This window comes from Microbacterium sp. bgisy189, from assembly GCF_057707225.1.
In genome coordinates this window covers 194,095-218,719 of the sequence record NZ_JBYIPT010000001.1, presented here as the reverse complement: position 1 = coordinate 218,719, position 24,625 = coordinate 194,095, and the positions used below count along the sequence as shown (strand labels likewise).

General features: G+C 69.5%; 20 protein-coding genes. 13 read left to right on the top strand and 7 right to left on the bottom strand.

The genetic code is table 11. From position 1 onward, the window contains the following. The first annotated feature begins 10 nt into the window (after positions 1–10). Positions 11–550: a hypothetical protein gene (locus AC3ENX_RS01110; protein WP_434810003.1), complete on the top strand. Its 540-nt coding sequence runs from the start codon at positions 11–13 to the stop codon at positions 548–550. Here AC3ENX_RS01110 and AC3ENX_RS01105 read toward each other — a convergent pair. After that, the gene (locus AC3ENX_RS01105; protein ID WP_434810002.1) at positions 535–1,053 is read right to left on the bottom strand and encodes a hypothetical protein; all 519 of its coding nucleotides are present in this window, start codon (positions 1,051–1,053) and stop codon (positions 535–537) included. The genes AC3ENX_RS01110 and AC3ENX_RS01105 overlap by 16 nt on opposite strands. Before the next feature lie 165 nt (positions 1,054–1,218). On the opposite strand from AC3ENX_RS01105, the gene AC3ENX_RS01100 reads away from it, so the two are divergent. Both AC3ENX_RS01100 and AC3ENX_RS01095 read left to right on the top strand, forming a co-directional pair. Next, on the top strand, positions 1,219–2,442 hold the full coding sequence (locus AC3ENX_RS01100) for a sensor histidine kinase (protein WP_434810001.1): 1,224 nt from the start codon (positions 1,219–1,221) through the stop codon (positions 2,440–2,442). After that, a complete protein-coding gene (locus AC3ENX_RS01095) occupies positions 2,439–3,068 on the top strand; it encodes a response regulator transcription factor (RefSeq protein ID WP_434810000.1) in 630 nt (209 codons plus the stop codon). Before AC3ENX_RS01100 ends, AC3ENX_RS01095 begins: the two co-directional genes overlap by 4 nt. 25 nt (positions 3,069–3,093) lie before the next feature. Here the strand turns inward: AC3ENX_RS01095 and AC3ENX_RS01090 are convergent, their stop codons facing one another. The 3 genes from AC3ENX_RS01090 to AC3ENX_RS01080 form a co-directional block, all read right to left on the bottom strand. Further along, complete coding sequence (locus tag AC3ENX_RS01090; RefSeq protein ID WP_434809999.1) at positions 3,094–4,596, bottom strand: SulP family inorganic anion transporter; 1,503 nt, start codon at positions 4,594–4,596, stop codon at positions 3,094–3,096. 79 nt (positions 4,597–4,675) lie between these two features. Continuing rightward, positions 4,676–6,382, bottom strand: coding sequence for an ABC1 kinase family protein (locus tag AC3ENX_RS01085; RefSeq protein ID WP_434809998.1), 1,707 nt, complete (start codon positions 6,380–6,382; stop codon positions 4,676–4,678). A 5-nt stretch (positions 6,383–6,387) separates the two neighbouring features. Continuing rightward, positions 6,388–6,963, bottom strand: a complete 576-nt coding sequence (locus AC3ENX_RS01080) for a PadR family transcriptional regulator (protein WP_434809997.1) — start codon at positions 6,961–6,963, stop codon at positions 6,388–6,390. A 202-nt stretch (positions 6,964–7,165) separates the two neighbouring features. Here AC3ENX_RS01080 and AC3ENX_RS01075 point away from each other — a divergent pair, with 202 nt between their 5' ends. Then, on the top strand, positions 7,166–8,701 hold the full coding sequence (locus tag AC3ENX_RS01075; RefSeq protein WP_434809996.1) for an MATE family efflux transporter: 1,536 nt from the start codon (positions 7,166–7,168) through the stop codon (positions 8,699–8,701). Positions 8,702–8,735: 34 nt separating this feature from the next. On the opposite strand, the gene chrA is transcribed toward AC3ENX_RS01075, so the two are convergent. Together chrA and AC3ENX_RS01065 are read right to left on the bottom strand one after the other, a co-directional pair. Further along, a complete protein-coding gene (gene chrA, locus AC3ENX_RS01070; protein WP_434810368.1) occupies positions 8,736–9,950 on the bottom strand; it encodes a chromate efflux transporter in 1,215 nt (404 codons plus the stop codon). Between the two features lie 104 nt (positions 9,951–10,054). Further along, entirely contained in the window at positions 10,055–11,038 is a 984-nt protein-coding gene (locus tag AC3ENX_RS01065; protein WP_434809995.1) for a LacI family DNA-binding transcriptional regulator, read from the bottom strand. Between the two features lie 149 nt (positions 11,039–11,187). Between AC3ENX_RS01065 and AC3ENX_RS01060 the strand changes: the two genes are divergently transcribed. Genes AC3ENX_RS01060 through AC3ENX_RS01045 form a run of 4 tightly spaced genes read left to right on the top strand, consistent with a single transcriptional unit; the run spans position 11,188 to position 16,351 of the window. After that, positions 11,188–12,828 (top strand): HAD-IA family hydrolase, encoded by a 1,641-nt coding sequence (locus tag AC3ENX_RS01060; protein WP_434809994.1) that lies wholly within the window; start codon positions 11,188–11,190, stop codon positions 12,826–12,828. Between the two features lie 60 nt (positions 12,829–12,888). Continuing rightward, a complete protein-coding gene (locus AC3ENX_RS01055) occupies positions 12,889–13,806 on the top strand; it encodes a DUF8171 family membrane protein (protein ID WP_434809993.1) in 918 nt (305 codons plus the stop codon). Further along, complete coding sequence (locus AC3ENX_RS01050) at positions 13,803–15,527, top strand: ABC transporter ATP-binding protein (protein ID WP_434809992.1); 1,725 nt, start codon at positions 13,803–13,805, stop codon at positions 15,525–15,527. Before AC3ENX_RS01055 ends, AC3ENX_RS01050 begins: the two co-directional genes overlap by 4 nt. Next, positions 15,527–16,351 (top strand): energy-coupling factor transporter transmembrane component T family protein, encoded by an 825-nt coding sequence (locus AC3ENX_RS01045; protein WP_434809991.1) that lies wholly within the window; start codon positions 15,527–15,529, stop codon positions 16,349–16,351. The genes AC3ENX_RS01050 and AC3ENX_RS01045 overlap by 1 nt, the downstream gene beginning before the upstream one ends. A gap of 1 nt (position 16,352) precedes the next feature. On the opposite strand, the gene AC3ENX_RS01040 is transcribed toward AC3ENX_RS01045, so the two are convergent. After that, entirely contained in the window at positions 16,353–16,877 is a 525-nt protein-coding gene (locus AC3ENX_RS01040) for a bifunctional nuclease family protein (protein ID WP_434809990.1), read from the bottom strand. Between the two features lie 161 nt (positions 16,878–17,038). Here AC3ENX_RS01040 and AC3ENX_RS01035 point away from each other — a divergent pair, with 161 nt between their 5' ends. From AC3ENX_RS01035 to AC3ENX_RS01015, 5 genes are read left to right on the top strand one after another with little or no spacing between them, the layout of a single operon-like run. After that, entirely contained in the window at positions 17,039–18,283 is a 1,245-nt protein-coding gene (locus AC3ENX_RS01035; protein WP_434809989.1) for an ROK family transcriptional regulator, read from the top strand. Positions 18,284–18,338: 55 nt separating this feature from the next. Further along, on the top strand, positions 18,339–19,703 hold the full coding sequence (locus AC3ENX_RS01030; RefSeq protein WP_434809988.1) for an extracellular solute-binding protein: 1,365 nt from the start codon (positions 18,339–18,341) through the stop codon (positions 19,701–19,703). A 4-nt stretch (positions 19,704–19,707) separates the two neighbouring features. Next, positions 19,708–20,661, top strand: coding sequence for a carbohydrate ABC transporter permease (locus AC3ENX_RS01025; protein ID WP_434809987.1), 954 nt, complete (start codon positions 19,708–19,710; stop codon positions 20,659–20,661). After that, positions 20,658–21,503 carry a carbohydrate ABC transporter permease gene (locus tag AC3ENX_RS01020; RefSeq protein ID WP_434809986.1) on the top strand — a complete coding sequence of 282 codons (846 nt, stop codon included), beginning with the start codon at positions 20,658–20,660 and terminating at the stop codon, positions 21,501–21,503. The genes AC3ENX_RS01025 and AC3ENX_RS01020 overlap by 4 nt, the downstream gene beginning before the upstream one ends. A gap of 43 nt (positions 21,504–21,546) precedes the next feature. Continuing rightward, on the top strand, positions 21,547–24,561 hold the full coding sequence (locus AC3ENX_RS01015) for an alpha-mannosidase (RefSeq protein WP_434809985.1): 3,015 nt from the start codon (positions 21,547–21,549) through the stop codon (positions 24,559–24,561). The last annotated feature ends 64 nt before the right edge of the window (positions 24,562–24,625 follow it).

Below are 24,625 nucleotides of genomic sequence, written 5' to 3'. Positions count from 1 at the left end.
CAATGGTGTCATGGATCACACGGCGACCCAACGCACCTTTCGACTCACGCTCGGATCGCTGAACCAGGAGGAGCTGACGAGTGCGTTGCGGCATGCGGGCGTGCAGCTCAATGCACATGCCCGCACCCTGCTCGATCAGATCGACGTGCAGGATGGCGCGGGCCAGTCCTTGACGCTCACCGAAGTCTCCGTCGCAGACCTCGGACTCTCGGAGGGTGGGTCGTTGAGCGCTGTGTTCGCCGCGGCCGAGGTGCGCGGATTGGGGCCGTGTCCGGCCGCGACCGCTCCGTATCTGCGGTTGGCGTGGAGCGATCAGCGCCCATCCTCGGACGCCGAACTGTCGGCGGGGCGCGCACCCGATGGGTCCGTGACGGTCGCCTCACCGCCGCCGAGCGCCGACGACGAAGACCCGAAGGGCTTCTACCTTCGGGTCCTCGAGGGGGTCTCCTGGCTGCGCGGATACCGCTGCGACGACGAGCACCGGTGGGCGGCGACGGATCGATTCGTCTTCTGTCAGGCCAAGACGGTGCCTGCTCAGCGCGTGATGTAGACGCCGAGCGAGGCCAGGACGCCGAACACGGTACCCCAGAGGATGATCGAGACGATCTGCCACACGATGACCGTGTTGCGGTTCGCGCCGAACGACACCATCGCCGCCGAGGTGATCTGGCTCGGAAGGATGGTCTGGCCGAGCAGGCTCACCCCCGGCACGCCGAAGCGGTCGAAGGCGCGACGCAACTTCTGCCGACGGGCAGACTCCTGCGCAACGGGCTCATGCTCAGCGATGGCCACACCGCCTGCTCCGGCCGTCGTGCGGCGGCCCGCGACGACCTTCTCACGCACACGCGATGCCGACATCACGAACGCGAGCATCGAGATGACGTTGCCGACGACGGCTGCCGCGACCGCAACCACCGGCGGCAGACCGATGACGACACCGATGATCGCGCCGAAGTAGGACTCGACGAACGGGATCGCAGCGACGAGCATGACGGCGAGCCATTGGATGTAGGTGGGGAAGGATCCGGCGAAGTCCTGCAGCGCCTCGATCATGACGTGTCCTCTCGGAGTCGTGGGCCGCGCCGGAGGGCTCCGGAGCGGGCGATGTGTCCATCCTTCGAGACCGTCGCCGTCGGCGGCAGTGGCGCGATGTCACCTGCTGCCCGTCGATTTCGCACGTCGGACGATGACATTTGTCACTGCTCTACGCTCGGTGCCATGAGCCCCGACCGGCGCCCCGCGCGTGACAGTTCGCGCAGCGTGCGCTCCACCTGGCTGTACACGCTCGCGTCCTTCGTGTTCTTCGTCGGCTTCTATGCAGCGTTCATCGCGCTGCTCATGTTCGACAACCTCGCCGGCGCCGACGAACCGAACACGCCACTGGTGACCACGGTGATCGTGCTGCAGCTCGTCGCCGGCGCCGTGCAGGTGCGGTTCTGCTGGTTTCTGCAGGTCGGGCGCGGGGGCGGCCTGCCGCATCCTGCATGGGTGACGGCGCTGCTGGCGAGCGCGATCGCCGTCTGGACGATCGGGTTGTTCACACCTGAGACCGCGCTCCTTTCGGGTGCGGCACTGTGGACGGCGATGTGTCTCATCGCGAGCCTGTTCCCCCACCCGTGGCGCTGGACGACGGTGCTGCTGGGCGCGTTGGTGTTCGCAGGCCACATGGTGCTCGCCTCGTCCACAGGTCAGGTCGCCGCCGCCCCCAATGTCACGCCGATGATCGTGTACGGCATCGCGATGCCGTTCATGCTCATTTCGGGCCTGTGGTGGTGGCAGATCGTGGTCGAGCTCGACCGCCACCGTCGCTCGGCCGGACAGCTCGCCGTCGCGCAGGAGCGACTGCGGTTCGCCGCCGACCTGCACGACATCCAGGGACACCACCTGCAGGTGATCTCGCTGAAAGCCGAACTCGCCGAGCGGCTGCTGGCCGCCGACGTCGAGGCCGCGCGGGAGAACATCCACGAGGTGCGCACGATCGCCAAGCAGGCGCTCGAAGAGACCCGATCCCTCGTCGCGGGGTACCGGCAGGTGTCGCTCGACGACGAGCTCGAGAACGCGCGCGAAGTGCTGACAGCCAGTGGCGCGCGATGCCTGCTGCGGCTGGGCGACCTGCCGACGGATGCCGCCGTGCGCGGCGCACTCGCGTCCGTCGTGCGCGAGGCGACCACCAACATCCTGCGCCACAGCGAGGCGAGTGAGGTGACGATCGTGGTGGATGGCGGAGCCGACGGCTGGGTGATCGAGATCGTCAACGACGGCGTCAGCGACGAGCCCGGCGATTCGGGCGGCTCCGGTCTCGCGGGCATGCGTGAGCGGGTCGCGGCGGCGGGTGGCACGCTGGTCAGCGGCGTCGCGCAGGGCCGGTTCCGCCTTCGAGCGGCGCTCCCGGACGCGCCACCGCTCACGGTCGGGCCGACGGCACCGGGCGGTGCGGCGTGAGCGGCACCGCGACGCCAAACCCCGGCATCCGCCTGCTGGTCGCCGACGACGAGCACCTCATCCGCGGCGCGCTCGTCGCGCTGCTCTCCCTCGAGCCCGACATCGAGGTCGTCGCGACCGCCGAGAACGGCTCGATCGCCGTCGAGCAAGCCCTCGAGCACCGCCCCGACGTGTGCCTGCTCGACCTCGAGATGCCCGAGGCCGACGGGTTGGAGGCGGCGACGCGGATCCTCGCCCGCGTCTCGACCAGGGTGGTGATCGTGACCCGGCACGCGCGCCCGGGCGTGCTGCGGCGAGCCCTCGCGTCGAAAGTGTCGGGGTTCGTCCCCAAGTCGACCCCCGCCGAGGAGCTCGCCGATGTCATCCGGGCTGTCGCGGCCGGCAAGCGCTACGTCGATCCTGAGATCGCGGCGACCGCATTGTCGGCGGAGCGCTGCCCGCTCACCGACCGCGAACTCGACGTGATGCGCCACAGCCGGTCAACGCTGAGCGTGCAGCAGATCGCCGATCGCCTGCACCTGGCGCCCGGCACGGTGCGCAACTACCTGTCGTCCGCGATGACCAAGCTCGACGCCGCGTCGCGGCACGAGGCCGCCGAACGCGCGTGGCAACAAGGCTGGATCTGACACCGAGCTCCCGCTCACGCATTGATCAGTCAGCGCCGAGCCCGCCCGTCAGCCGTTCATGGAACGCCCTCGCCGAGGCGTTCATGCCGACGAGCTCCACCTCGATGTCGTAGCGCCGATACTTCGTCGTGATGGCGTCGAGCGCAGCGACGCTCGACGCGTCCCAGACGTGTGAGCGGGTGAGGTCGATCTGCACGCGCTGCGGATCCTGCGAGTACGCGAACTGGGTCGTGAGGTCATTGCTCGATGCGAAGAACAATTCGCCGTCGACCCGGTATCGAGCGAGCTGCCCGGCATCCGTTTCGACGACCTCGCGCGTGACGGTCGTGAAGTGCGCCACGCGGCGGGCGAACAGAACCATGGCGACCACGACCCCCGCGCCGACACCGATCGCCAGATTGTGGGTCCAGACTGTCATGGCGACGGTGCTGAGCATGACGATCGTCTCACCGAGCGGCATCCGTCGAAGTGTGCCCGGACGCACCGAGTGCCAGTCGAACGACACGATCGACACGACGATCATCACCGCCACGAGCGCCGCCATCGGAATGACCGCGACGACGTCGCCGAGCGCCAGCACCAAGACGAGCAGGAACGCACCGGCGACGAACGTCGAGATGCGGGTGCGGGCTCCCGACACCTTCACGTTGATCATCGTCTGGCCGATCATGGCGCACCCGCCCATGCCGCCGAACAGTCCGGCGAGAATGTTCGCACCACCCTGCCCCAACGCCTCGCGAGTCTTCGAGGAGTGGGTATCGGTGATGTCGTCGACGAGCTTCGCCGTCAACAGCGATTCAATGAGCCCCACGAGCGCCATCGCCAGTGCGTATGGGGCAATGATCTGCAGTGTCTCGAGCGTGAACGGCACGTCGGGCAGAAACGGAATCGGCAACGCATCCGGCAGTGCGCCCTGGTCGCCGACGGTCGGCACGTGGATGCCGAAGACGACGACCACGACGGTGAGGACCACGATCGCGACGAGCGGCGCCGGCACCGCGCGCGTGAGCTTGGGAAACAGCCAGATGATGGCCAGGCCCGCGGCCGTCAGCGGATACACGGCCCACGGCACATCGATCAGCTGCGGCAGCTGGGCGGTGAAGACGAGGATCGCGAGCGCGTTGACGAATCCGACCATGACCGAACGCGGCAGGAAGCGCATGAGCTTTGCGACGCCGAGCAGCCCGAACGCGAGTTGGAGGATGCCGGCGAGGATCACGGTCGCCAAGAGGTAGTCCAGCCCGTGGTCGCGCATGACCGGCGCGATCACCAGCGCCACGGCGCCGGTCGCCGCAGAGATCATCGCCGGTCGCCCACCGAGGAACGCGATCGAGACCGCCATCACGAACGCGGCGAACAGGCCGACGCGCGGGTCGACGCCGGCGATGATCGAGAACGCGATCGCCTCGGGGATGAGTGCGAGGGCGACCACGACGCCGGCGAGCACTTCGCGTGTCAGCATGCGCGGACTGCGCAGCGCCTGCAACACGGTCGGCTCGATGCGTGGGTGCGCAGCGGGTGCGGGCATGACGAAGCTCCGGAGAAATCGGGGGCGGGTGCGCGGGCGAGTCTATCCCGCACGCTCGTCGCCCCGACTGCGCCAGCGCTCAGCGCCGGCCGAGCGCTCCCCCGAAGACGGCGTACAGGCCGGGCACGGCCGAACTCCACATGAGCACAGCACCCAGCACCGCATCCGCCTCGCGCGTCACGGCGCCGGCCACGAGCAGCCCCGCGAACAGCACAGCGCCAAGGACGCGACGACCGAGCCGCTCCGACCGCGACGCGCGCTTGTCGGCGCGGGGGTCGCTCAGCGGCATCCGCCCTTCATCGATGCGGGTAAGCAGATCGTCGAGCCGACCGGGCATGCGCATGAGCGTCGCCGCCGTCGACATCGCCTGCGCGAGGGTGTCGCGGATGATTCCGGCGCTCTCCTCCCGCAGCAGCCTCGCGGCGTAGGGTTCGACGGCATCCCACAGGTTGAACCGGGCATCGAGCGAGCTGCACACGCCCGAGGTGAGCGACATGGCCCGCATGATCAGCAGGAAGTTGTCGGGCAGCTGCACCGGGAGGGTGCGCACCATGTCGCCGAACTCGTCGGCGAACGCGCGGAACTCGCGCGGGTCGACCTCGCGGAGCTCTGCGAAACCCATGCCGCCGAACCGCGCGAACAGCTGCGTGAGCGCCCGTTGCAGTTCGGTCGTATCGGTCCCGGGCAGCAGCACGCCGACCTCGCGCACGGCGTCGACGAGCGCCTTGCCGTCGCGCGCGGCTGCGGCGATCATCAGGCGCCGCAAGCCGGCGCGCAAGCGCGGCGAGACCTCGCCCATCATGCCGAAGTCGACGAACGTGAGGTGCCACCCGCCGCCGGGCTCGGGCGTCACGAAGATGTTGCCCGGATGCGGGTCGGCGTGAAAGCGTCCGCGCGTGAAGACCTGGTCGAACATGACGGGGGCGAACACCGCGGCGACCTCGGCGGGGTCGATGCCGGCCGCACGCAGCGCGTCGACGTCGGTGATCTTGATCGCCGTCACGTCGGCGAGGGTGAGCACGCGCCTCGTCGTGTACTCCCAAACGACAGCGGGCGCCTCGACGCGCGCGTCGTCGGCGACGTCGGCGGCGAACTTTTCTGCCCCCTCCGCCTCGTGGATGTAGTCGACCTCTTCGAGGCTCGTCTTGGCGAACTCCTCCATGAGCGCGGGCATGTCGACCCGCGATGCGACGACGTGCACGTGGCTCAGCCAGCGGGCGACGCGGCGGAGCGCGGCCAGGTCGACGTCGACGATCTGCTGGATGCCGGGGCGCTGCACCTTCACGACGACATCCTCGAACCCGACGTCACTCGCGATCGTCGGGCTGAGCCGGGCCCGATGGGCTTGCCCGAGGGATGCGGCTGCCACCGGCACCTCGTCGATCCACGTGAACGCGCGCGCGAGCGGCATCCCCAATTCACCCGCCGCAAGCTGCTCGATCTGCCCGAACGGCACGGCGGGCACCTCGTCCTGGAGACCTGCGAGCTCTGCCGTGAACTCGGGCGGTAGCACGTCGAGGCGCGACGACATGTACTGCCCGACCTTGATCATGAGCCCACCGAGATCGACAGCGAGCGCATGGAACCGTCGCGCGATGCGCTGCAAGCGCCGAGGCCGGCCGCGAGCGGCGAGACCACCGAATCCGATCCGCGGTAGGAACAGCTCGAACCACCACGTGACGATCAGGTGCCACGCGGCGAACCGCAGGATGCGGCGGTACCGCGCACGCGTCCGACCGGCTGCGGCCTCGTCGGTCGTAGTGTCGCCGGCCGCGTGGAAGGTCACCCGGCTCAGCCCTGCGCGAGCAGTCCGTAGAGCCTGCGGCGGGCGTCGTCGAGGATGTCGACGGCCTCTCGCACCTGCTCGGGGCTGCCGCTGCGGGCGACCTGCGCGGCGGCCTGCGCCAGTTCGACGCCGGCCTTCGGCAGCGCCGTGTGCCGCGACCCGTCGCGCGCGCTCGAGCCCTCCCACGGCGCCGGCTTCTCGCCCGCCTCCTCGGCGGCGGCTCGTCCCGCCTCGGTGAGCGAGTAGGTCTTGCGACCCTCCGACTCCTCAGCGCTGATCAGGCCCTCATCGGCGAGCAACTGCAGCGTCGGGTACACCGAGCCCGCGCTCGGTTTCCATGAGCCGCCGCTGCGCTCTTCGATGCGCTGAATGATCTGGTAGCCGTGCATCGGCTGCTCGGCGAGCAGCGCGAGCACCGCGGCGCGCACGTCACCGCGGCTCATGCGGGTCGTCGGACGCTGCTCGAACGTGGATCGAAGCTGATCCATCGCGTCCCACAGCCCCGCCCCGAGGTCGCCGAGCCCGAACCCGCGACTGTTTCCTGCACCGGGGAACCCCGCCCCCGAGAACGAATCGTTCATCATGCCTCCTCGTCCGAACGACTGTCAGCGATACTCAACGATATATCGTCCAGACGCGCGGCGAAAGCCCCTATCGCGCATCGAGCGCGATCGGCTCTCAAAACTTTCCCAACCTTTCCCGAATCGATTCGATACACTGGATCACATCGGCCGTCGCGCCACCCGCATCCCCACCCCGCTCTCCTTCTTCCGAGGCACCCGCATGTCCCGTTCACTCGTCACCGGCGCGCCCTGGCGCGTCATCCTGCTCTTCTCCGTGCCGTTGCTCGTCGGCAACGTGGTGCAGCAGCTGTACCACTTCGTCGACGCGATCGTCGTGGGCAGGCACCTCGGCGTGAACGCACTCGCGGCCGTGGGCGCGACCGGCAGCATGCTGTTTCTGCTGTTGGGGTTCGCCTGGGGCCTCACCTCGGGGTTCGCGATCCCCACCGCCCAGGCGTTCGGCGCCCGCGACCACGCCGCCGTGCGACGCTCGGTCGCGGCGGGAACGATCCTCACCGGCATCACGAGCGTCGCGCTCACCGTCGGCGCTCCCCTGCTGTCGCGCCCCCTGCTCGAACTGCTGCAGACGCCCACCGAACTGCTCGACGATGCGACCGTCTTCGCGCAGATCAGCTTCCTCGGCGCGGGCGCCATGATGTTCTTCAACTATCTGTCGGCCATCATCCGCGCCATCGGCGATTCGCGCACCCCGCTCGTGTTCCTCACGCTCGCGTGCCTGCTCAACGTCGCGCTCGTCATCATCATGGTCGGCCCCCTCAACTGGGGCGTCGGCGGCGCGGCCCTGGCAACCGTCGTCTCGCAGCTCGTCTCGGTGGTGCTGTGCCTCGAGTTCGTGCGTCGCCGCATTCCGGTGTTGCACGTGCGGCGCGAGGACTGGCGTGCGGCCCGCGGCGAGCTGACCCTGCACCTGCGCCTCGGTCTGCCGATGGGATTCCAGGCATCGATCATCGCGATCGGCACCCTCGTGGTGCAGGTCGCGCTCAACGAGCTCGGATCGGATGCCGTGGCCGCCTACACCGCGGCATCCCGCGTCGACGGCATGGCGATCGCGCTGCTGCAATCGCTCGGGCTCGCGGTCTCGATGTTCGTCGCGCAGAACTACGGCGGCGGGCGCCCCGACCGCATCCGCGTCGGCGTCACGCAGGCGACCTGGATGGCCCTCATCGGCTCGGTCGTCCTCGGCGCCCTGCTCGTGGTCGCCGGCGCCGCGCTCGTGCGACTGTTCGTCGGCGAGGCGGCAGAAGATGTCGTGTCGCTCGCCGCCCTCATGCTCGTCATCAACGGCGTCACCTACACCTCGCTCGGTGTGCTGTTCGTGCTGCGCGGCGCACTGCAGGGGCTCGGACACACGCTCATCCCCACCGTCACCGGCATCATCGAACTCGTCGCCCGCGTCGCGGCGGCGATCGTGCTGGGCGGCATCATGGGCTTCGCCGGCGTCGCGTGGTCGAACCCGCTCGCCTGGGTGGGTGCGGTCGTGGTGCTGATTCCCGCGTACCTGCACGCGCAGCGCGCGCTCGCGCGGATGCCGATCGCCGATCACATCTCCCCCGAGACGACCCCGATCCCGGTCGTCGGCCCCACCAACGGATCGATGTCGGTGGATGCCGTCGTCACCCGACCCGTGCCGATCATCCCGGCCGGGCGCCGCGCCCCGCGCGGACTCACCCGCATCGTCGTCGCTGAGCGGGAGCGTCCGTTTACAGGACGCGTGTGGTCACGTCGCGCGCGCTGAGGCGATCACACGCGTCCTGTATCCGGCGGTCGGTTCAGACCAGCGCGAGCAGCACGCCACCGCAGGCGCCGATCAGTACGGCGGCCCACGGCGGCATCCGCACGGCGGTCAGCAGCACGAAGCACACGGCCGCGAGCGCGAACGAGAAGACATCGGTCACGGCCGTCGTGAACACGGGCGTGTAGAGGGCGGCCGCCAGGATGCCGACGACGGCGGCGTTCGCGCCGGCCAGCGCAGCGCGGGCGAGCGGCCGCGCACGCAACGAATGCCAGAACGGAAGCACGCCGAGCAGCAGCAGGAACCCCGGCGCGAACAGCGCGAGCAGCGCGATGACCCCGCCGACAACGCCGCCCGGGCCCACGTCGGAGATGGCCCCGAGGTAACCGGCGAACGTGAACAGCGGCCCGGGCACGGCCTGCGCGACGCCGTACCCGGCCAGGAACGCGTCAGCGCTGACCCACCCGGGCGCGACGACCTCGGCATCCAGCAGCGGCAGCACGACGTGCCCACCCCCGAAGACGAGCGCTCCTGCCCGCGAGAACGCGGCGACGAGGGCCGCCGCGCCGTTCTGGGTGAGGGCTGCGACGATCGGCGCGCCCACGACGAGGACCACGAAGCCCGCCAGCGCGACGAACGCGCCGGTGCGGCCGATGACGCGCGACGAGGCCGGAGCCTCGGGCTGCATCCCCTCGGATCGGCACAGGACGATCCCGGCGACCGCCCCGACGGCGATCGCGACGAGCTGCCCGCCACCGCCGGCCCAGACCAGCGCGATCACGAGCGCCGCCCCGCCGATGAGCGCACGTCGCGTGTCGGGGGTGAGGGTGCGCGCCATGCCCCACACGGCGTGCGCCACGACGGCGACGGCGACGATCTTCAGACCGTCGATCACACCGGCGGCGATGGGACCCTCGAGCAGCGAGGCGCCGAACGCGAAAGCGATCATGACCACCGCGGACGGCAGCGTGAACGCGACGAAGGCGGCGAGCGCGCCCCACAGGCCCGCCCGTCGAAGCCCCAGCGCGAAGCCGACTTGGCTCGACGCGGGCCCCGGCAGGAACTGACACAGTGCAACCAGGTCCGCGTATTCGCGGTCATCGACCCAGCGCCGACGCTCGACGAGTTCGGTGCGGAAGTACCCGAGATGGGCGATGGGCCCGCCGAACGAGGTCAGTCCGAGCCGCAGGAACGCCGCGAACACCTCGCCCACCGTGCCGTGCCCGGGCGCTCCAGTCCGGTCAGCGTTCACCCAGTCCCACCACCACTGCGCAGACGGCGACAACCACACCGATCCGACGCCCTCTCATGTGTGCTCCCCCTGCCGACTCTGGTCGACGTTCTCACTGCCAGACACTACGCGAGCGGCGCCGATGTCGAGCGCCGGACCACGAGGGACGGAGCGACGACGCTGCGCCGGGCTGCTCCGCCCGCCATCAGGTTGGTGAGTTCGACCATCGCGAGCTCCCCCATCCGGCGCCGCGGCTGGTCGACCGTGGTGAGCGCGGGGCGGAGGCTCGAGGCGGCCTCGATGTTGTCGTAGCCGACGACGCTGAGCCGCCCGGGCACATCGACACCGGCATCGACGGCAGCACCGACGGTGGCGATCGCCGCGTTGTCGGTCGCGCAGAACACCGCCGTCGGGGCATCGCGCGATCCGCCCGCGACATCGACGACGAGCGCGGCCGGATCGTCGTAGACGCGCACCGCGCTCCCCACGCCCAGTGCCGCCATCGTCTCTTCGTACGACGATCGTCGGGCGAGGGCCGCTTCTCGCGTCGACCCGGCGATGTGCGCGATACGCCGATGCCCGAGCGCCGCGAGATGGTGCACCGCCATGCGTGCTCCGACGCGGTCGTCGTTGCACACCTGCGACACCTGCTCAGGCACCGCGCGTGGCCGCCCCACAACCACCAGGGGCAGCCTGCCGACCGCCGCGCGCAGCACGTCGGCGTCGGCGAGCCCCGACACCACGACGACACCGTCGATACCGAGCGACAGCATCGATTCCAACCGGGTGGCGAGGACAACAGGATCGCGCCGTCCGTCCGCGAAGAACACGGTCGATCCCGCGGTCGCCGCCGCATCCTCGAAGCCGCGTACGACATCGACGTGATACCCGCGCAGATCGCCGACCAGCACCCCGATCGTCTGACTGCGCCCGCGGGCCAGGGATCGCGCCCACGGATTCGAGCGGTAGCCCAGTCGGTCGGCGGCCTCCAGGATGCGCCGCCGGGTGTCGTCGCCCACGCGCCCTTCACCGCGAACGGCGAGCGAGACGAGCGACTTCGACACCCCGGCAGCGGCGGCCACGTCGAGCAGCGTCGGCTTGCGGATCACCCTTCCGTCCTACCGGGCGCTGGAGCGTTCCAGCACGTTCCAGCTGGAGCGTTCCACCACTGTTCACCGAACGGGGCCGTCGCGTACACGCGGCCGCAATAGCGTCGCCGTCGACCGCCCCAGAACGGAAGCCGATCGAAAGAGAACCCGTGCCCGTACCGACCACCTCCCCCGTCGCCGAGACCGCCGATGCCATCCCGGCGCTCGCCCACGCACCGCGCGCCCTGCTGCTCGATTTCGGCGGGGTCGTCTTCGAGACCGCGAAGCGACCGACCGGACGCGACGAGCTCGCAGACTCGCTCGTCGCGCGCCTCGCGCGCGCCGGCCACACCGTCGATCGGACGACGATGCGGGCTGGGCTGGATGCCGGGCTCACCGCACTCGGCCACTGGAAGCACGCGTCGAGCCGGCGACTCGAACCGCGCGAGATGACCCACCGCGAGGTGGTCGGCGACTTCCTCGCCGCCGATCTGCCGCCGGCTGCGCGCGCCGTGCTGGTCGCCGAGGCGGGCGACGTGCTCGCCGAGGTCAACACGACCCTCTCGACGCACCAGGTGCGCCCCGGCATCCGCGAATTGATCGACGAGGCCACGCGCCGCGGCATCCCGCTCGGCATCGTGAGCAACGCCCACTCCGGCCGCAGCCACCGTGCCCTGCTCGCCGCGCACGGCCTCGCCGGCGTGTTCGGCGTGCAGGTGTACAGCGACGAGGTCGGCATGCGAAAGCCGCATGCACGCATGATCGAACTCGCAGCCGCAGCACTCGGGGTGGCGCCCGCCTCGACGTGGTACGTCGGCGACACGCAGGACCGCGACGTCGTCGCCGGGCGACGCGCCGGCGTGGGCGCCGTCATCGTGACCGCGAGCCACCACACCGATCGCCCGCCGTTCACGGTGAACGACGTGGCCGATGCTGTCTTCCCCACCCCCGAAGGCTTGGCAGCGGCGCTTCGCGCTTCAGCCCCCGCGGGCTCTGCTCCGACCGTCCGCGTCGACGCGCCGACGCCCGGCCGCCCGGCCCTGCTCATCGACCACGGCGGCGTGATCTCCACCTCCGTCCCCGACGACGCGCTCATGGAGGCATTCGCCGAACACCTCGCGGGGCTGCTCGACGGTGACGACGAACGGGTCACACCCGGTCGTGCACGCGAACTCGTCACGCTGGCCAAGCAACGCCACAGCGACCGCAAGCGCGAGCAGCGGGCCGCGCTCGACGCCGGCGGCGAGAACCTCGAAGTCGACGCCACCGTGTTCTGGCGCGACCTCGCCGGCGAAGGACTGTCGACCCGCGCGAGAGCAGTGCTCGAAGCCGAAGCGCACGACCTGATGTTCCGCTACGGCCGCGCCAAGAGTCGCCGCACCCTGCGCCCCGGCATCCGGGCGCTGCTCGAACACATGCGCAGCGAAGGCATCGCGGTCGTGGTCGTCTCGAACACGGTCAGCGGCCGAGCCGTGCGCGCCGAATGCGCCGGCCACGGCATCGACCACCTCATCGGCGCCTACGTGTGCTCGGACGAGAACGGCCACCGCAAACCCGACCCGCACATCGTGCGCGAAGCGCTGCTGATCGCCGGGTCCGACCCCGCCGCCACCTGGTTCGTCGGCGACAAGCCCCACAACGACGCCGAAGCCGCCCAGGCGCTCGGCATCGCGAACCGCGTCATCGTGCGGGGCGGGTCCACCGACGACGACGCGGTCGACGCGGCGCTCGCCAACGGACGCGCCACCCTCGTCATCTCAGCGGCCGACGAGCTCATCTCGCTCGTCGCCGCCGTCCCGACCGCCGCCTGACCCTCCACCACCCGAGCCACCCGAGCCACCCGAGCCACCCGAGCCACCCGAAGGATCATCATGACCACGACCACCCCCACCTACGAGCGCGCCGGCGCCCTGCGCGGCATCGGCGCCCCCGGCGGCGACCTCACGACACCGCAGAAACTCATGATCTTCGTGCTGTCGATGGCCCTGTTCGGCCTGTCGAACATCATCCTCGAAGTCATCCCCGACGTCTCGGTCGGCCCGATCGACGTCTCGGTGAGCTATTTCGTGTTCGTGCCACTGACCATGGTCGCCCTGTTCTCACCCTTCTGGGCGGCCCTGGGCGCACCCCTCGGCGAGATCATCTTCACCGACCTGCTGATGGGCGACTTCTCGGGCCTGGCAGAAGTCGAGGGCTTCATCCAGATGTTCCTCGCGCTCTACATCGCCGGAACCGTCATCCGCAATCCGCGCAGCCGCGGTCAGATCTGGTTCGGCGCCGTCCTCGTCGTGCTGATCGACAAGGCGCTGTCGGCGATCGTCGACCTGTCGAAGGTGTGGATCGGCCTCGAAGACGCCGAATTCGTCGAGGGCCTCCCCGAGTCGATCCTCGCAATCGAAGGCATCGGGTTCGGCGTCGACATCCTCATCAGCGGCATCCTCTTCGGCGCGATCCCCGCCATGTGGCTCATTCCCGCCCTGCACGGCAAGATCGAGCCGCTGCTGGGCGTGCGCCCCCGCGTGCCCGGCGAGCCCGTGCCCGGCGCCGCGCCGCGCGCCGGCTGGTTCGTCGCCGTGGCCGTGCTGCTGGCCGTCGCGTCGTTCTTCTTCGCGTTCCTCGAGGCCTGGGATGTGAACATCGGCGTCGTCGACGGCGAGTTCCGCGACCAGTTCGGCGACGGGTTCCTGTGGGTAAGCGTCGCCGCCATCGTCGTCCTGCTCGCGATCGCGACGGCCCTGTTCGCCGCCCACCGCCGCCGTGCCCGCGGAAAGGCGAGCCCGCGCGCATGAGCGGCGACCCCATCGTCCGCATCGAGAACCTCTCGTTCCGATACCCGGGCGCCGACCACGACACGCTCCGCAACGTCAACCTCACGATCGACCGCGGCGACTTCGTCGCGATCGTCGGCAGCAACGGCGCAGCCAAGACCACGCTGTGCAAGACGCTCAACGGACTCATCCCGCACTACTGGTCGGGCGAGTTCGCAGGCTCGGTCACGGTGGACGGCATCGACACCTATGAGTCGTCGGTGGCGGAGCTGTCGACGACCGTCGGTTACGTCTACCAGGACTTCCAGAACCAGCTCGTGCGGCCGACCGTGGCCGATGAGGTGTCGTTCGGCCCTGTGAACTTCGGGCACACCGACCATGCCGAGCGCACGGTCGAGGCGATGGAGGCGATGGGGATCGACGCACTGTCGAACCGATACGTGTGGCAGCTGTCGGGCGGCCAGGCGCACCTGACCGCCCTGGCCGGTGTGCTGGCCCTGCGCCCCGAGATCATCGTCGTCGACGAACCCGTCGCCGAACTCGACCCGGCGCGTGCGGAGGAGATCTACCGCCGGCTCCGGGCCCTCAATCGCGACCACGGCGTGACCGTCGTCGTGATCGAGCATCACGCCGAGTTCATCGCACGGTACGCGGAGTCGGTCGTGCTCATGGCGCACGGCGCACCCGTGTGGCATCTGCCCACCGGCGATGCGCTGCAGCGCATCGGCGAGCTCGAAGCCCATGGCATCCCCGCGCCGCAGGCGATCGCCGCGGTCCACGCGCTCGGTGTCGCGGCCGCGCCCCGCGATCCGCAGGAGGCCGCCGACCTGCTGCGGGAGCGGGGCGTCGAGGTTCGTGAGCGCGCACTCGCACCCGTCGACACCGCCGCGACACCTGCCCGCGTCGTGGCGACCGCCACCGGCATCCGTCACGGCTACCGATCGGTGGGCGGTGCGATCACCCCTGTGCTCGACGGCCTCGACCTCGACCTGCGAGACGGCGACCGGGTCGCGCTGGTCGGCGGCAACGGGGCGGGAAAGTCGACGCTCATGAAGCTGCTGGCGGGCATCGTCGTCGCCCGCGAAGGCGACGTGCGCGTCGAAGGGCGCAGCACGCGCGACGTGTCGGCGCGCGAGATGGCGCAGACCGTCGCGTACCTGCCGCAGCATCCGCAGACGATGTTCTTGAAGGGCAGCGTGCGCGACGATGTGGCGCTCGCCCCCCGCAGTCGGCGCGAACCGGATGCCGAGGCGCTCGTCGAGCGGGTCCTGCAACGCGTCGAACTCGACGCACTGGCCGACCGCGACGGCCGACTGCTGTCGGGCGGCCAGCAGCGCCGAGCGGCGCTCGCGATCGGTCTCGCGATGCGCCCGAGCCTGCTGCTGCTCGATGAGCCGACCTCCAGCCTCGACGTGCGCAGCCGCGACGATGTGACCGCGATGCTCGCCGACCTCTCCGACACGATCGCGTGCGCCGTGGTGGCGACCCACGACATGCAGCTCGTCGCCGAGTGGGCGACACGGGTCATCGTGCTCGCGGACGGCCGTGTCCGCGCCGATCTCACGCCGAGGCGTCTGTTCGCCGACGATGCGCTACGCGCCGAGACACGCCTGCGCCCGCCGCAGATCGCCGAGCTGGGTCACCTGCTCGGCATCGATCCGGTGCCGCTGTCGGTCGCCGAGTTCACCGCGGCCGTGCGCGTACCGCAGCTGACCGGTGCACGACTTGCGGGGGTGGCCTGATGGCGCGCACCCATCACGATGTGCTGTCGGTCGAGTGGGTCAAGCTCGAACTCATCCGCACCGCCTACGCGACCCGTGGCGGCGTGTTCGCGGCGATGGATCCGCGCGCGGTCGTCGTCTGGTACCTCGCGATGGCGATCATCCCGTGGTTCACCCACAACATCACGGTGCTGGCTGCACTCTTCGGCGTCGGCGTCATCGCGATCGTGCTCGCACGCGTGGGACCGCTCATCCTCGGCCTGTTCGTGCTCGGTATGGGCATGGAAGTCGTGTACATGTCGATCGCGGCATGGCTGTTCGGCGGCAACGTCGACACGCTCATCGCGTTGGCGGCCCTCAACCTCAAGCTCGGGATCGTCGCGCTCGCCAGTATGGCCGCGTTCGTCTCGCTCGACCCCGAGAAGCTCTCCGACGCGCTGCTGGCGTTCCGGATGCCGCAGATGCTCGCGTTCGGCGTCAGCTACGGCTACCGCATGCTGCCGATCCTCATCGAGGAGTTCAGCACCGTCTTCGAGGGGTACCGGCTCCGGCAGGCGCCGCCCGAGAAGCCGGGGCTGCTGAAGTGGCGTTCAGGCGTGCAGTACGTGCGCATGACGGTGCTGTGCTTCTACCCGATCTTCCTCAACACGGCAGCCTCCGTGCGCACCACGGTCGAGGCCCTCGAGACGCGGGGCTTCACGCGAGCCGGCGGTGATGCGAACAGCCGATCGTTGCGGATGCAGCGGCTGCAGTTCGGGTGGATCGATGTCGTCGTGTTCGTCGCGACGCTGCTCGCAGTCGCCGTCTCGTTCTGGATCGGCGCGACGTGGCCGCTGTACCGATGAGCTATTCGCGGAAGTCGTCGGGGTCGACGTCGTCGAGAAACCGTTTGAACTCCTCGACGTTCTCCTCGGATTCGTCGCCGTCACCGGTGATGTCGGGAACGCCCGCTTCTTCGAGCACTTCGTCGGCGACCCAGATCGGCGCGCCGGTGCGAGAGGCGAGGGCCACGGCATCCGACGGGCGGGCGTCGACGCGCAGGTCGCCGGCGCCCGCGCGCAGCCCGATCTCGGCGTAGAAGGTGCCGTCGTCGATGCGGGTCACCTCGACGCGGTCGACGTCGGCGCCCAGGGTTTCGAGCATCGCCCGCATGAGGTCGTGGGCGAGCGGCCGCGGGGTGGCGGCGCCTTCGAGGGCGATGAGGATCGAGGTCGCCTCCTGCGCACCGATCCAGATCGGCAGGATCCGCCCCTCCCCCGGAAGCTCGTCGATGGGCTTCAGCAAGATCACGTGCTGGCCGGACTGATCCAGCGCCACCCCGGCGACGCGCACCTGCACCATCAGCAGTCTCCGTTCCGTGTCGCGAGCCATTCGAACAGCCCCGTACGCCCAGCCTGTCACACCGGTTCGGGACTGTCGCGGTGCGCGGCGCGGCTTGACGGCGCCGCCCGCCGGCGAGGTGCACCGGCTCGAGCAGAAGGTCGATGATCTGACCTCCGTGCTCGAGCAGCGACGCGACTACTGTGAGGTTCATGGTCAGGCGCGGCGCGAATCAGCCGAGCGTCAGGGGTTACAACCAGGCGCTCGTGCTCGACCGCGTGCGCCGCTCTGGCGGGCTCAGCCGCGTCGAACTCGCGGCGTCGACGGGCCTGTCGGCGCAGACGGTCTCGAACATCACGCAGCGTCTGCTCGAAGCCGGGATCATCGAAGAGGCCGGGCGCACGCTGCCAGGAGACCGTCAGCAGGCCGGGCCGGGAAAGCCGCGCACCCTGCTGCGTCTGGTGACGTCGAGCCGCTACGCGGTGGGCGTACACCTCGACCCCTCGCTGCTGACGATCGTGCTGTTGTCGATCGATGGCACCGTCGTCGCACGGCGCAGCAGGCCGACCCCGAGTGCGTCCGACCCGAATCGCACCGTGCGTCTCATCACGAAAGAGATCGAATTGCTGCTTGCGACCGCCGACGTCGATCGCGAACCGATCGTGGGCATCGGCATCGCCGCCCCCGGCCCCATCGATGCCGAGCGGGGCATCATCGTCGACCCGCCGAATCTGGGCGGCTGGCACCGTGTGCCGCTGCGCGACGCTGTGGCCGAACGCACCGGCTTTCCCGTCGTCCTCGACAAGGATGTGACGGCGGCCGCGGTCGCCGAGCGGTGGATGGATGCCGCGGGCACTGCAACCAGCTTCGCCTTCCTGTATCTGGGCACCGGCCTCGGCATGGGGCTCGTCGTCGATGACGAAGTCGTGCGCGGGGGTTCGGGCAACGCGGGCGAGATCGGGCACATCGTGGTCGACCCGTCCGGACCGACGTGCGTGTGCGGCCAGCGCGGCTGCATCGCCGTCAGCTGCACACCGGCTTCGCTGGTCGAAGATGCCGAAGCCCTCGGCATCCTGCCCGCCACCCGGGTCGGCAACGATCCGCGCACAATCGACGACGCCTTCTCGGCACTGGTCGACCTCGCCGCCGCCGAGCACGCCGGGGCGCTCACGGTGCTCGAGCGCGGTGGCGAGCGCATCACGCGCGCACTGGCGGTGGTCTGCAATCTGCTCGACGTCGACCGCGTGATCGTGGGCGGGCCGCTGTGGGCGCGACTGTCGCCGTGGTTCGAGCGCCAAGTGCCTGACGCGCTCGCCGACCTGCTGGTGACCCGCAGTGTGCGCCGGGTGACGGTGACGGGAACGAACGCCGGCGACGACGTCGGCGCGATCGGTGCCGCATGCCTCGTACTCGACGAGGCCCTCACGCCCAGGCCAGCATCGCTCTTGTTGGCCTGAGGTCTTGACACCGATATATCCATTCGGTTGACTTATCAGGTCTCAGGGGGGCGCCATGAAAACACCTGCAGCAGTGACCACGACGGCCGTCGCAACGGTGGCCGTTCTCGCGCTCGGCGGGTGCACCGCCGGTGACGAGCCGACCGACGGGTCGACGACCATCACGGTCGCGTACTCGAAGACCGACTCGTTCACGGTGCTCGACACGCTCCTGAACACCGCGAAGGAGCAGTTCGAGGCTGAGCACGAAGGGGTCACGGTCGAGCTCGAACCGATCACGGCGACGGATGACGATTACAAGACGCGTCTGCAGCTGTCGCTCGGTTCGGCCGACACCGCGCCGGACGTGTTCTACGAAGACACCTTCAATGTTCGCAGCGACGTCGAGGCTGGCTACCTGCTCAACCTCGACGACCACCTCGCCGACTGGGAAGACTGGGGCCAGTTCGACGAGGGTGCCAAGGCCGCGGGTCAAGGTGAGGACGGCAGCGTCTACGCGCTGCCGCTCGGCACCGACACTCGTGTCATCTGGTACAACAAGACGGTTCTCGAAGCTGCCGGGGTGGGGGTTCCCTGGCAGCCCGAGAGCTGGAATGACATCCTCGACGTTGCTGCGAAGATCAAGGCCAGCCAGCCGGATGTCGTGCCGTTCAACATGTACGCGGGCACGGGCACCGGTGAGGGCACCGTGATGCAGAGCTTCTACGAGCTGTTGTACGGCACGGGTGATGGGACGGGCCTGTTCGACGATGAGTCGGGCAAGTGGGTCGTCGAATCGCAGGGCTTCGTCGATTCGCTCACGTTCTTGCAGACGCTGTACGACGAGGGCTATGCGGTATCGCCCGACAAGGCGCTCGATCCGAATGTGTGGCAGGCGGTGTTCGGCGAGATGTTCCCGCAGAACACGCTCGGCGCGACGGTCGAGGGCTCGTACACGCCGTCGTTCTGGATCGAGGGGGGATCCTACGAGTGGGCTGATTACGGCGACGTCATGGGGGTGGCGCTGTTCCCGACGCAGGAGGGACAGGAGCCGGGTGGCGTGAGCATGTCGGGCGGCTGGACGCTCGCGGCATCCGCCTACACCGAAGAACCCGACCTCGCGTTCGAGTTCATGGCCACGGTCATGAACAAGGAGAATTCGCTCTGGTACGCGGTCAACAACGCGCAGATCGCGGTGCGCACCGACGTGGCGTCGGAAGCCGAGTATCTCGAGGCGAACCCGTTCGTCGGCGCGGTCAGCGAAGCCGTCGCCGTCACACACTTCCGTCCCGCCAACAGCGACTATCCGCAGATCTCGGTCGCTGCACAGCAGGCGACGGAAGCCGTCATCACCGGCCAGCAGACCCCGGAAGAGGCGGCTGCCGCCTACGACGCCGCGGTGCGCCAGCTGGTGGGCGACGACCAGGTCATCGTCAAATAGGAGGATGACCGCCACGACCCCGTCGCAGGGGGAGACGATCGGGCCGGCGACGCAGAACAGATCAGCACGCAGTGCTCGCACCAGCAGAGAGGCAACGCCTGTCAGAGCGTTGCCGCTGGTGCCGGCGGTGGGGCTGCTGCTGATCTTCCTCGCCGGTCCGATCGGATGGGCGTTGGCGGGCTCGCTCAGCAACCGGGCGCTCAGCGGCCCGCGCGCCGCGAACCCCGAGTTCATCGGGATCGATAACTTCACGCGCCTGTTCGCCGATCCGGCGCTGCCGGTGTCGATCGGTGTGACGGTGGTCTTCGTGGTCGGCTCGGCCGTCATCGGGCAGAACGTGCTCGGGATGCTGCTGGCCGTGCTGTTCCGGGCGGGTAGTCGCCCCGTCGCCGGCACGGTCGGTGTGCTCGTCGTCGTCGCATGGGTGCTGCCCGAGATCGTCGCCGGCTTCATCGGGTATGCGTTCCTCTCGGCCGATGGCACGCTCAATCAGCTCCTCGGCGCGGTCGGCATCGAAGGCCCGAACTGGCTCTATGCCTTCCCGGTGCTCGCGATCGTGCTGGCCAACACCTGGCGCGGTACGGCGTTCTCGATGATGATCTACCGCGCCGCCCTCGACGACGTCTCCCCCGACGTGATCGAATCGTCGATGCTCGACGGCGCGAACGCATGGCAGCGGTTCCGACTGATCACCCTGCCGATGATCCGCGGCACCGTGTTCACGAACCTCATGCTGACGACCCTGCAGACGCTGTCGGTGTTCACGCTCATCTGGGTGATGACCGCAGGTGGGCCGGCGGGAACGTCGAGCACGCTGCCGGTGCTCGCGTACACCGAGGCGTTCCAGTTCGGCGACATCGGCTATGGCAACGCGATCGCCGTCGTCATGCTGGCGCTCGGCGCCGTGTTCTCGGTGCTGTACGTCGTGTCACTGCGGCGGGCGGGTGATCGCGCGTGACGGCCGTGAGCATCGCCGCCCCCACGCGTGCCGCAACAAAGGTGTGGGCGAACATCGTGCTGCTGGCGATCGGCATCCTGTTCGCGCTCCCCCTCGCCTGGGTCGTGCTCGCTGCGGTCGATCCGGCGGCGACGTACCAGGTGAAGCTGCCCGAACAGGTCACGCTCGACAACTTCACGGCCGTCCTCACCCCCGAGCTCACCCTCGTCCCGTTGCTGAACAGCCTGTTGCTGTCGACGGGCGCGGCGGTGGTGACGGTCGTCGTGGCGGTGCTCGCCGCCTATCCGCTCTCCCGCTATCGGTCGCGCTGGGGCGGCACGTTCTTGTACACCGTGCTGTTCGCCAGCTGCCTGCCCATCACCGCGATCATGGTCCCCGTCTACAGCCTGTTCGTACAGCTGCGCCTGATCGACAAGCCATGGGCGGTCGCGCTGTTCCTCGCGGCGAGCTCGTTGCCGATGGCACTGTGGATGACGAAGAACTTCATGGACTCGGTGCCGGTGAGCCTGGAAGAGGCCGCGTGGGTGGACGGCGCGAGCGCTATGACGGCGCTGCGACGCATCGTCGTACCGCTCATGCGCCCCGCCTTGTCGGTCGTGTTCGTGTTCGTGTTCCTGCAGGCGTGGGGCAACTTCTTCGTGCCGTTCGTTCTGCTCTACTCCCCCGAGTGGCAACCCGCCGCCGTGTCGATCTACTCGTTCTTCGGGCAGTACGGCACGGTCGGCTACGGCAGACTCGCGGCCTATTCGCTGCTGTACTCCCTGCCCGTGCTCGGCCTGTACCTTCTGGTCACACGCGGACTGGGCGGCACGTTCGCCCTGTCTGGCGCCGTCAAGGGCTGACCTCCCCCGTTCCCGACTCCCACCCGCTCCCGAGAAGGACTCCATGCATCGCAACGACCGACTGACGCTGCAGCGCATCGACCGCGTGTTCGGCGACCGGCTGCGCCCTGCCGCGTACCGCGACACCGCCGGGCTGGAGTTGACCGCGTGGGAGGTGCCGGGCGAGCCCGTGCCGTTCGCCGAGGCGATCCAGGAGTCGTACACGCCGTTCACCGTCGGGCAGGCGTGGGGCAAGCCGTGGGGCACTGTCTGGTTCCACGTGACCGGGACGATTCCCGACGAGTGGGTGGATGCCGCCGGGGCCGACGTCGAACTCGTCATCGATCTGGGGTTCGACGAGTCCGGCCCGGGCTTTCAAGCAGAGGCGCTCGTCTTCCGCCCCGACGGGACGATCGTGAAGGCGATCGAACCCCGCAACAACACGGTGCCGCTGGCCGGCGTCGCCGCGGCCGACGGCTCGATCGATCTGTACATCGAGGCGGCCGGCAACCCGAGTGTCGCGGGTACCTTCACGTTCGCGCCGACACATCTCGGCGACCCCGCCACGGCGGGCGACGAACCCATCTACCGGCTCGAGGCACTGTTCCTCGGGTTGCGCGAGGTCGCAGTGTGGGAGCTCACACAAGACGTATGGACACTGCGCGGCCTCGTCGACGTGCTCGAACCCGACCGGACGCGGCGCGCGCGGGTGCTCGCGGCGCTTGTGCGGGCAGCCGACGCGCTCGACCCCGACGACGTGCCCGGCACTGCCAAGGCGGCACGCGCCGAACTCGCCGAGGTGCTCGCGTCACCGGCCGCGGCATCCAGCCATGTCGTGACGGCGATCGGTCACGCGCACATCGACTCGGCATGGCTGTGGCCCGTGCGCGAGACGGTGCGCAAGGTGGCCCGCACGTTCTCGAACGTGCTCGAGCTGATCGACCGCGAGCCCGGTTTCGTGTTCGCGGCGTCGTCCGCCCAGCAGTACGCATGGATGCAGGAGTACTACCCCGAGCTGTTCGAGCGCATCAAAGCGCAGGTCGCGGCCGGCCGGTTCGTTCCGGTGGGCGGTATGTGGGTCGAGTCCGACACGAACATGCCCGGTGGCGAGGCGATGGCGCGCCAGTTCATCGAGGGCAAGCGGTTCTTCATGGAAGCGCTCGGTGTCGAACCGCTCGAAGTGTGGCTGCCGGACTCGTTCGGCTATTCGGCGGCGCTGCCGCAGATCATCCGTTCCGCGGGATCGAAGTGGTTCTTGACGCAGAAGATCTCGTGGAACGAGACGAACCGCATGCCGCACCACAGCTTCTTGTGGGAGGGCATCGATGGCACCCGCGTCTTCACGCACTTTCCTCCCGTCGACACCTACAACGCCGAGCTGTCTGCCGCAGAGCTCGCACTGGCCGAACGCCAGTTCGCCGAGAAGGCGCATGCGTCGCACTCGCTCGTGCCGTTCGGGTGGGGCGACGGAGGCGGCGGCCCGACGCGCGAGATGGTCGCAGCGGCCCGGCGCACGGCCGACCTGGAGGGCTCACCGCGGGTACGGATGGCCTCCCCCTCAGAGTTCTTCGCCGACGCCGAGGCTGAATACCCGGATGCGCCGGTGTGGTCTGGCGAGCTGTACCTCGAGTACCACCGCGGCACCTACAGCGCACAGGCCCGCACGAAGCGCGGCAACCGTCGCAGCGAGCACCTGCTGCGTGCCGCCGAGCTCTGGGCGACGCTCGCGACCGTGCGAAAGGGCGCCGCGTACCCCGTTGACCGTCTTCGCACGGCGTGGCGGACGGTGTTGCTGCAGCAATTCCACGACATCCTTCCCGGCACCTCGATCGCCTGGGTGCACCAGGAGGCCGAGCGCAACTACGCCGCCGTCACGCAGGAGCTCACCGAGATCATCGAGTCGTCGGTGCGGGTGCTGGTCGGCGAGGGGGACCGCACGCTGACGGTGCGCGCCGCAGAACTGGGCGCGTTCGAGCAGATCCCAACGCAGGTTTCGCCGCCCGTCCTGCCCGAACGTGACGGAGACGGGTGGGTGCTGCACGCCCCGACCGTGACGTGGCGGATCGCGGCCGACGGCACCATCGCGGGATGCCGACTGCACGACGTCGCCATGGCCCGCGACGGCCGCGAACTCATCGACCCAGCGCACCCCGCGGGCGTACTGCAGCTGCTGCGCGACACGCCCCGCGACTGGGACGCGTGGAACATCGACGCGGAGGACTCGGGTGCTCCGGCGACCGAGCTGCGCGACGTCGAGCACGTCGAGATCGACGGCGACACGATCCGCATCACCCGCCGGTTCGGCGCATCCACCGCGGTGCAGTCGCTGCGCGTCGACCCCGTCTCGGGGGCCCTCGACATCACGGTGCGGCTGGACTGGCACGAGCGGCAGAAGATGCTCAAGCTCGCGTTCCCGCTGCGCGTGCGGGCCGACCGCGCCGAGTCCGAGATCCAGTTCGGGCACGTGACGAGGCCGGTCCACGCGAACACGTCGTGGGACGTCGCCCGGTTCGAGACGGTCGCGCACCGGTGGATGCGACTGGCCGAGGGCGACTTCGGGGTGAGTATCGCCAACGACGCCAGCTACGGACACGACGTGCGCTCCGGCGCCGGTGCCGGCGGCGGACGTGAGACGGTCGCACGGGTCACGCTGGTGCGTGCACCGCTGTTCCCCGACCCCGAGGCCGACCAGGGCGCGCACGAGTTCACGGTGTCGCTGCTGCCGAACGCACCGATCGGCGCGGCCATCGCGCAGGGGCTGCGGCTGAATCTGCCGGATTGGGAGACGCGGGGCGCGCACGGCATCGAACCGGCTGTCAGCGTGGGCGACGGCGGGGTCGCCGTCGAAGCCGTCAAGCTCGCCGAGGACGGGTCGGGCGACGTCATCGTGCGGCTGTACGAAGCGCTCGGCGAGCGCCGGGCCGCGACACTGCTCACCGGATTCGACTGGTCGGGTGTCGACCAGGTCGACCTGCTGGAGCGGTCTGTCAAGCAGGACGCGATCGACACGCTCGATTCCGACGGGGTGAGCCTGCGCCTCGACGCGTTCCAGCTCGTCACGCTGCGCTTCCGTCGCTGACGCGGTGCCGACGGGTACCGTCGGAGGCATGGTCGCCCAGTCCCGTCGCGCCCGCGCGTCACGC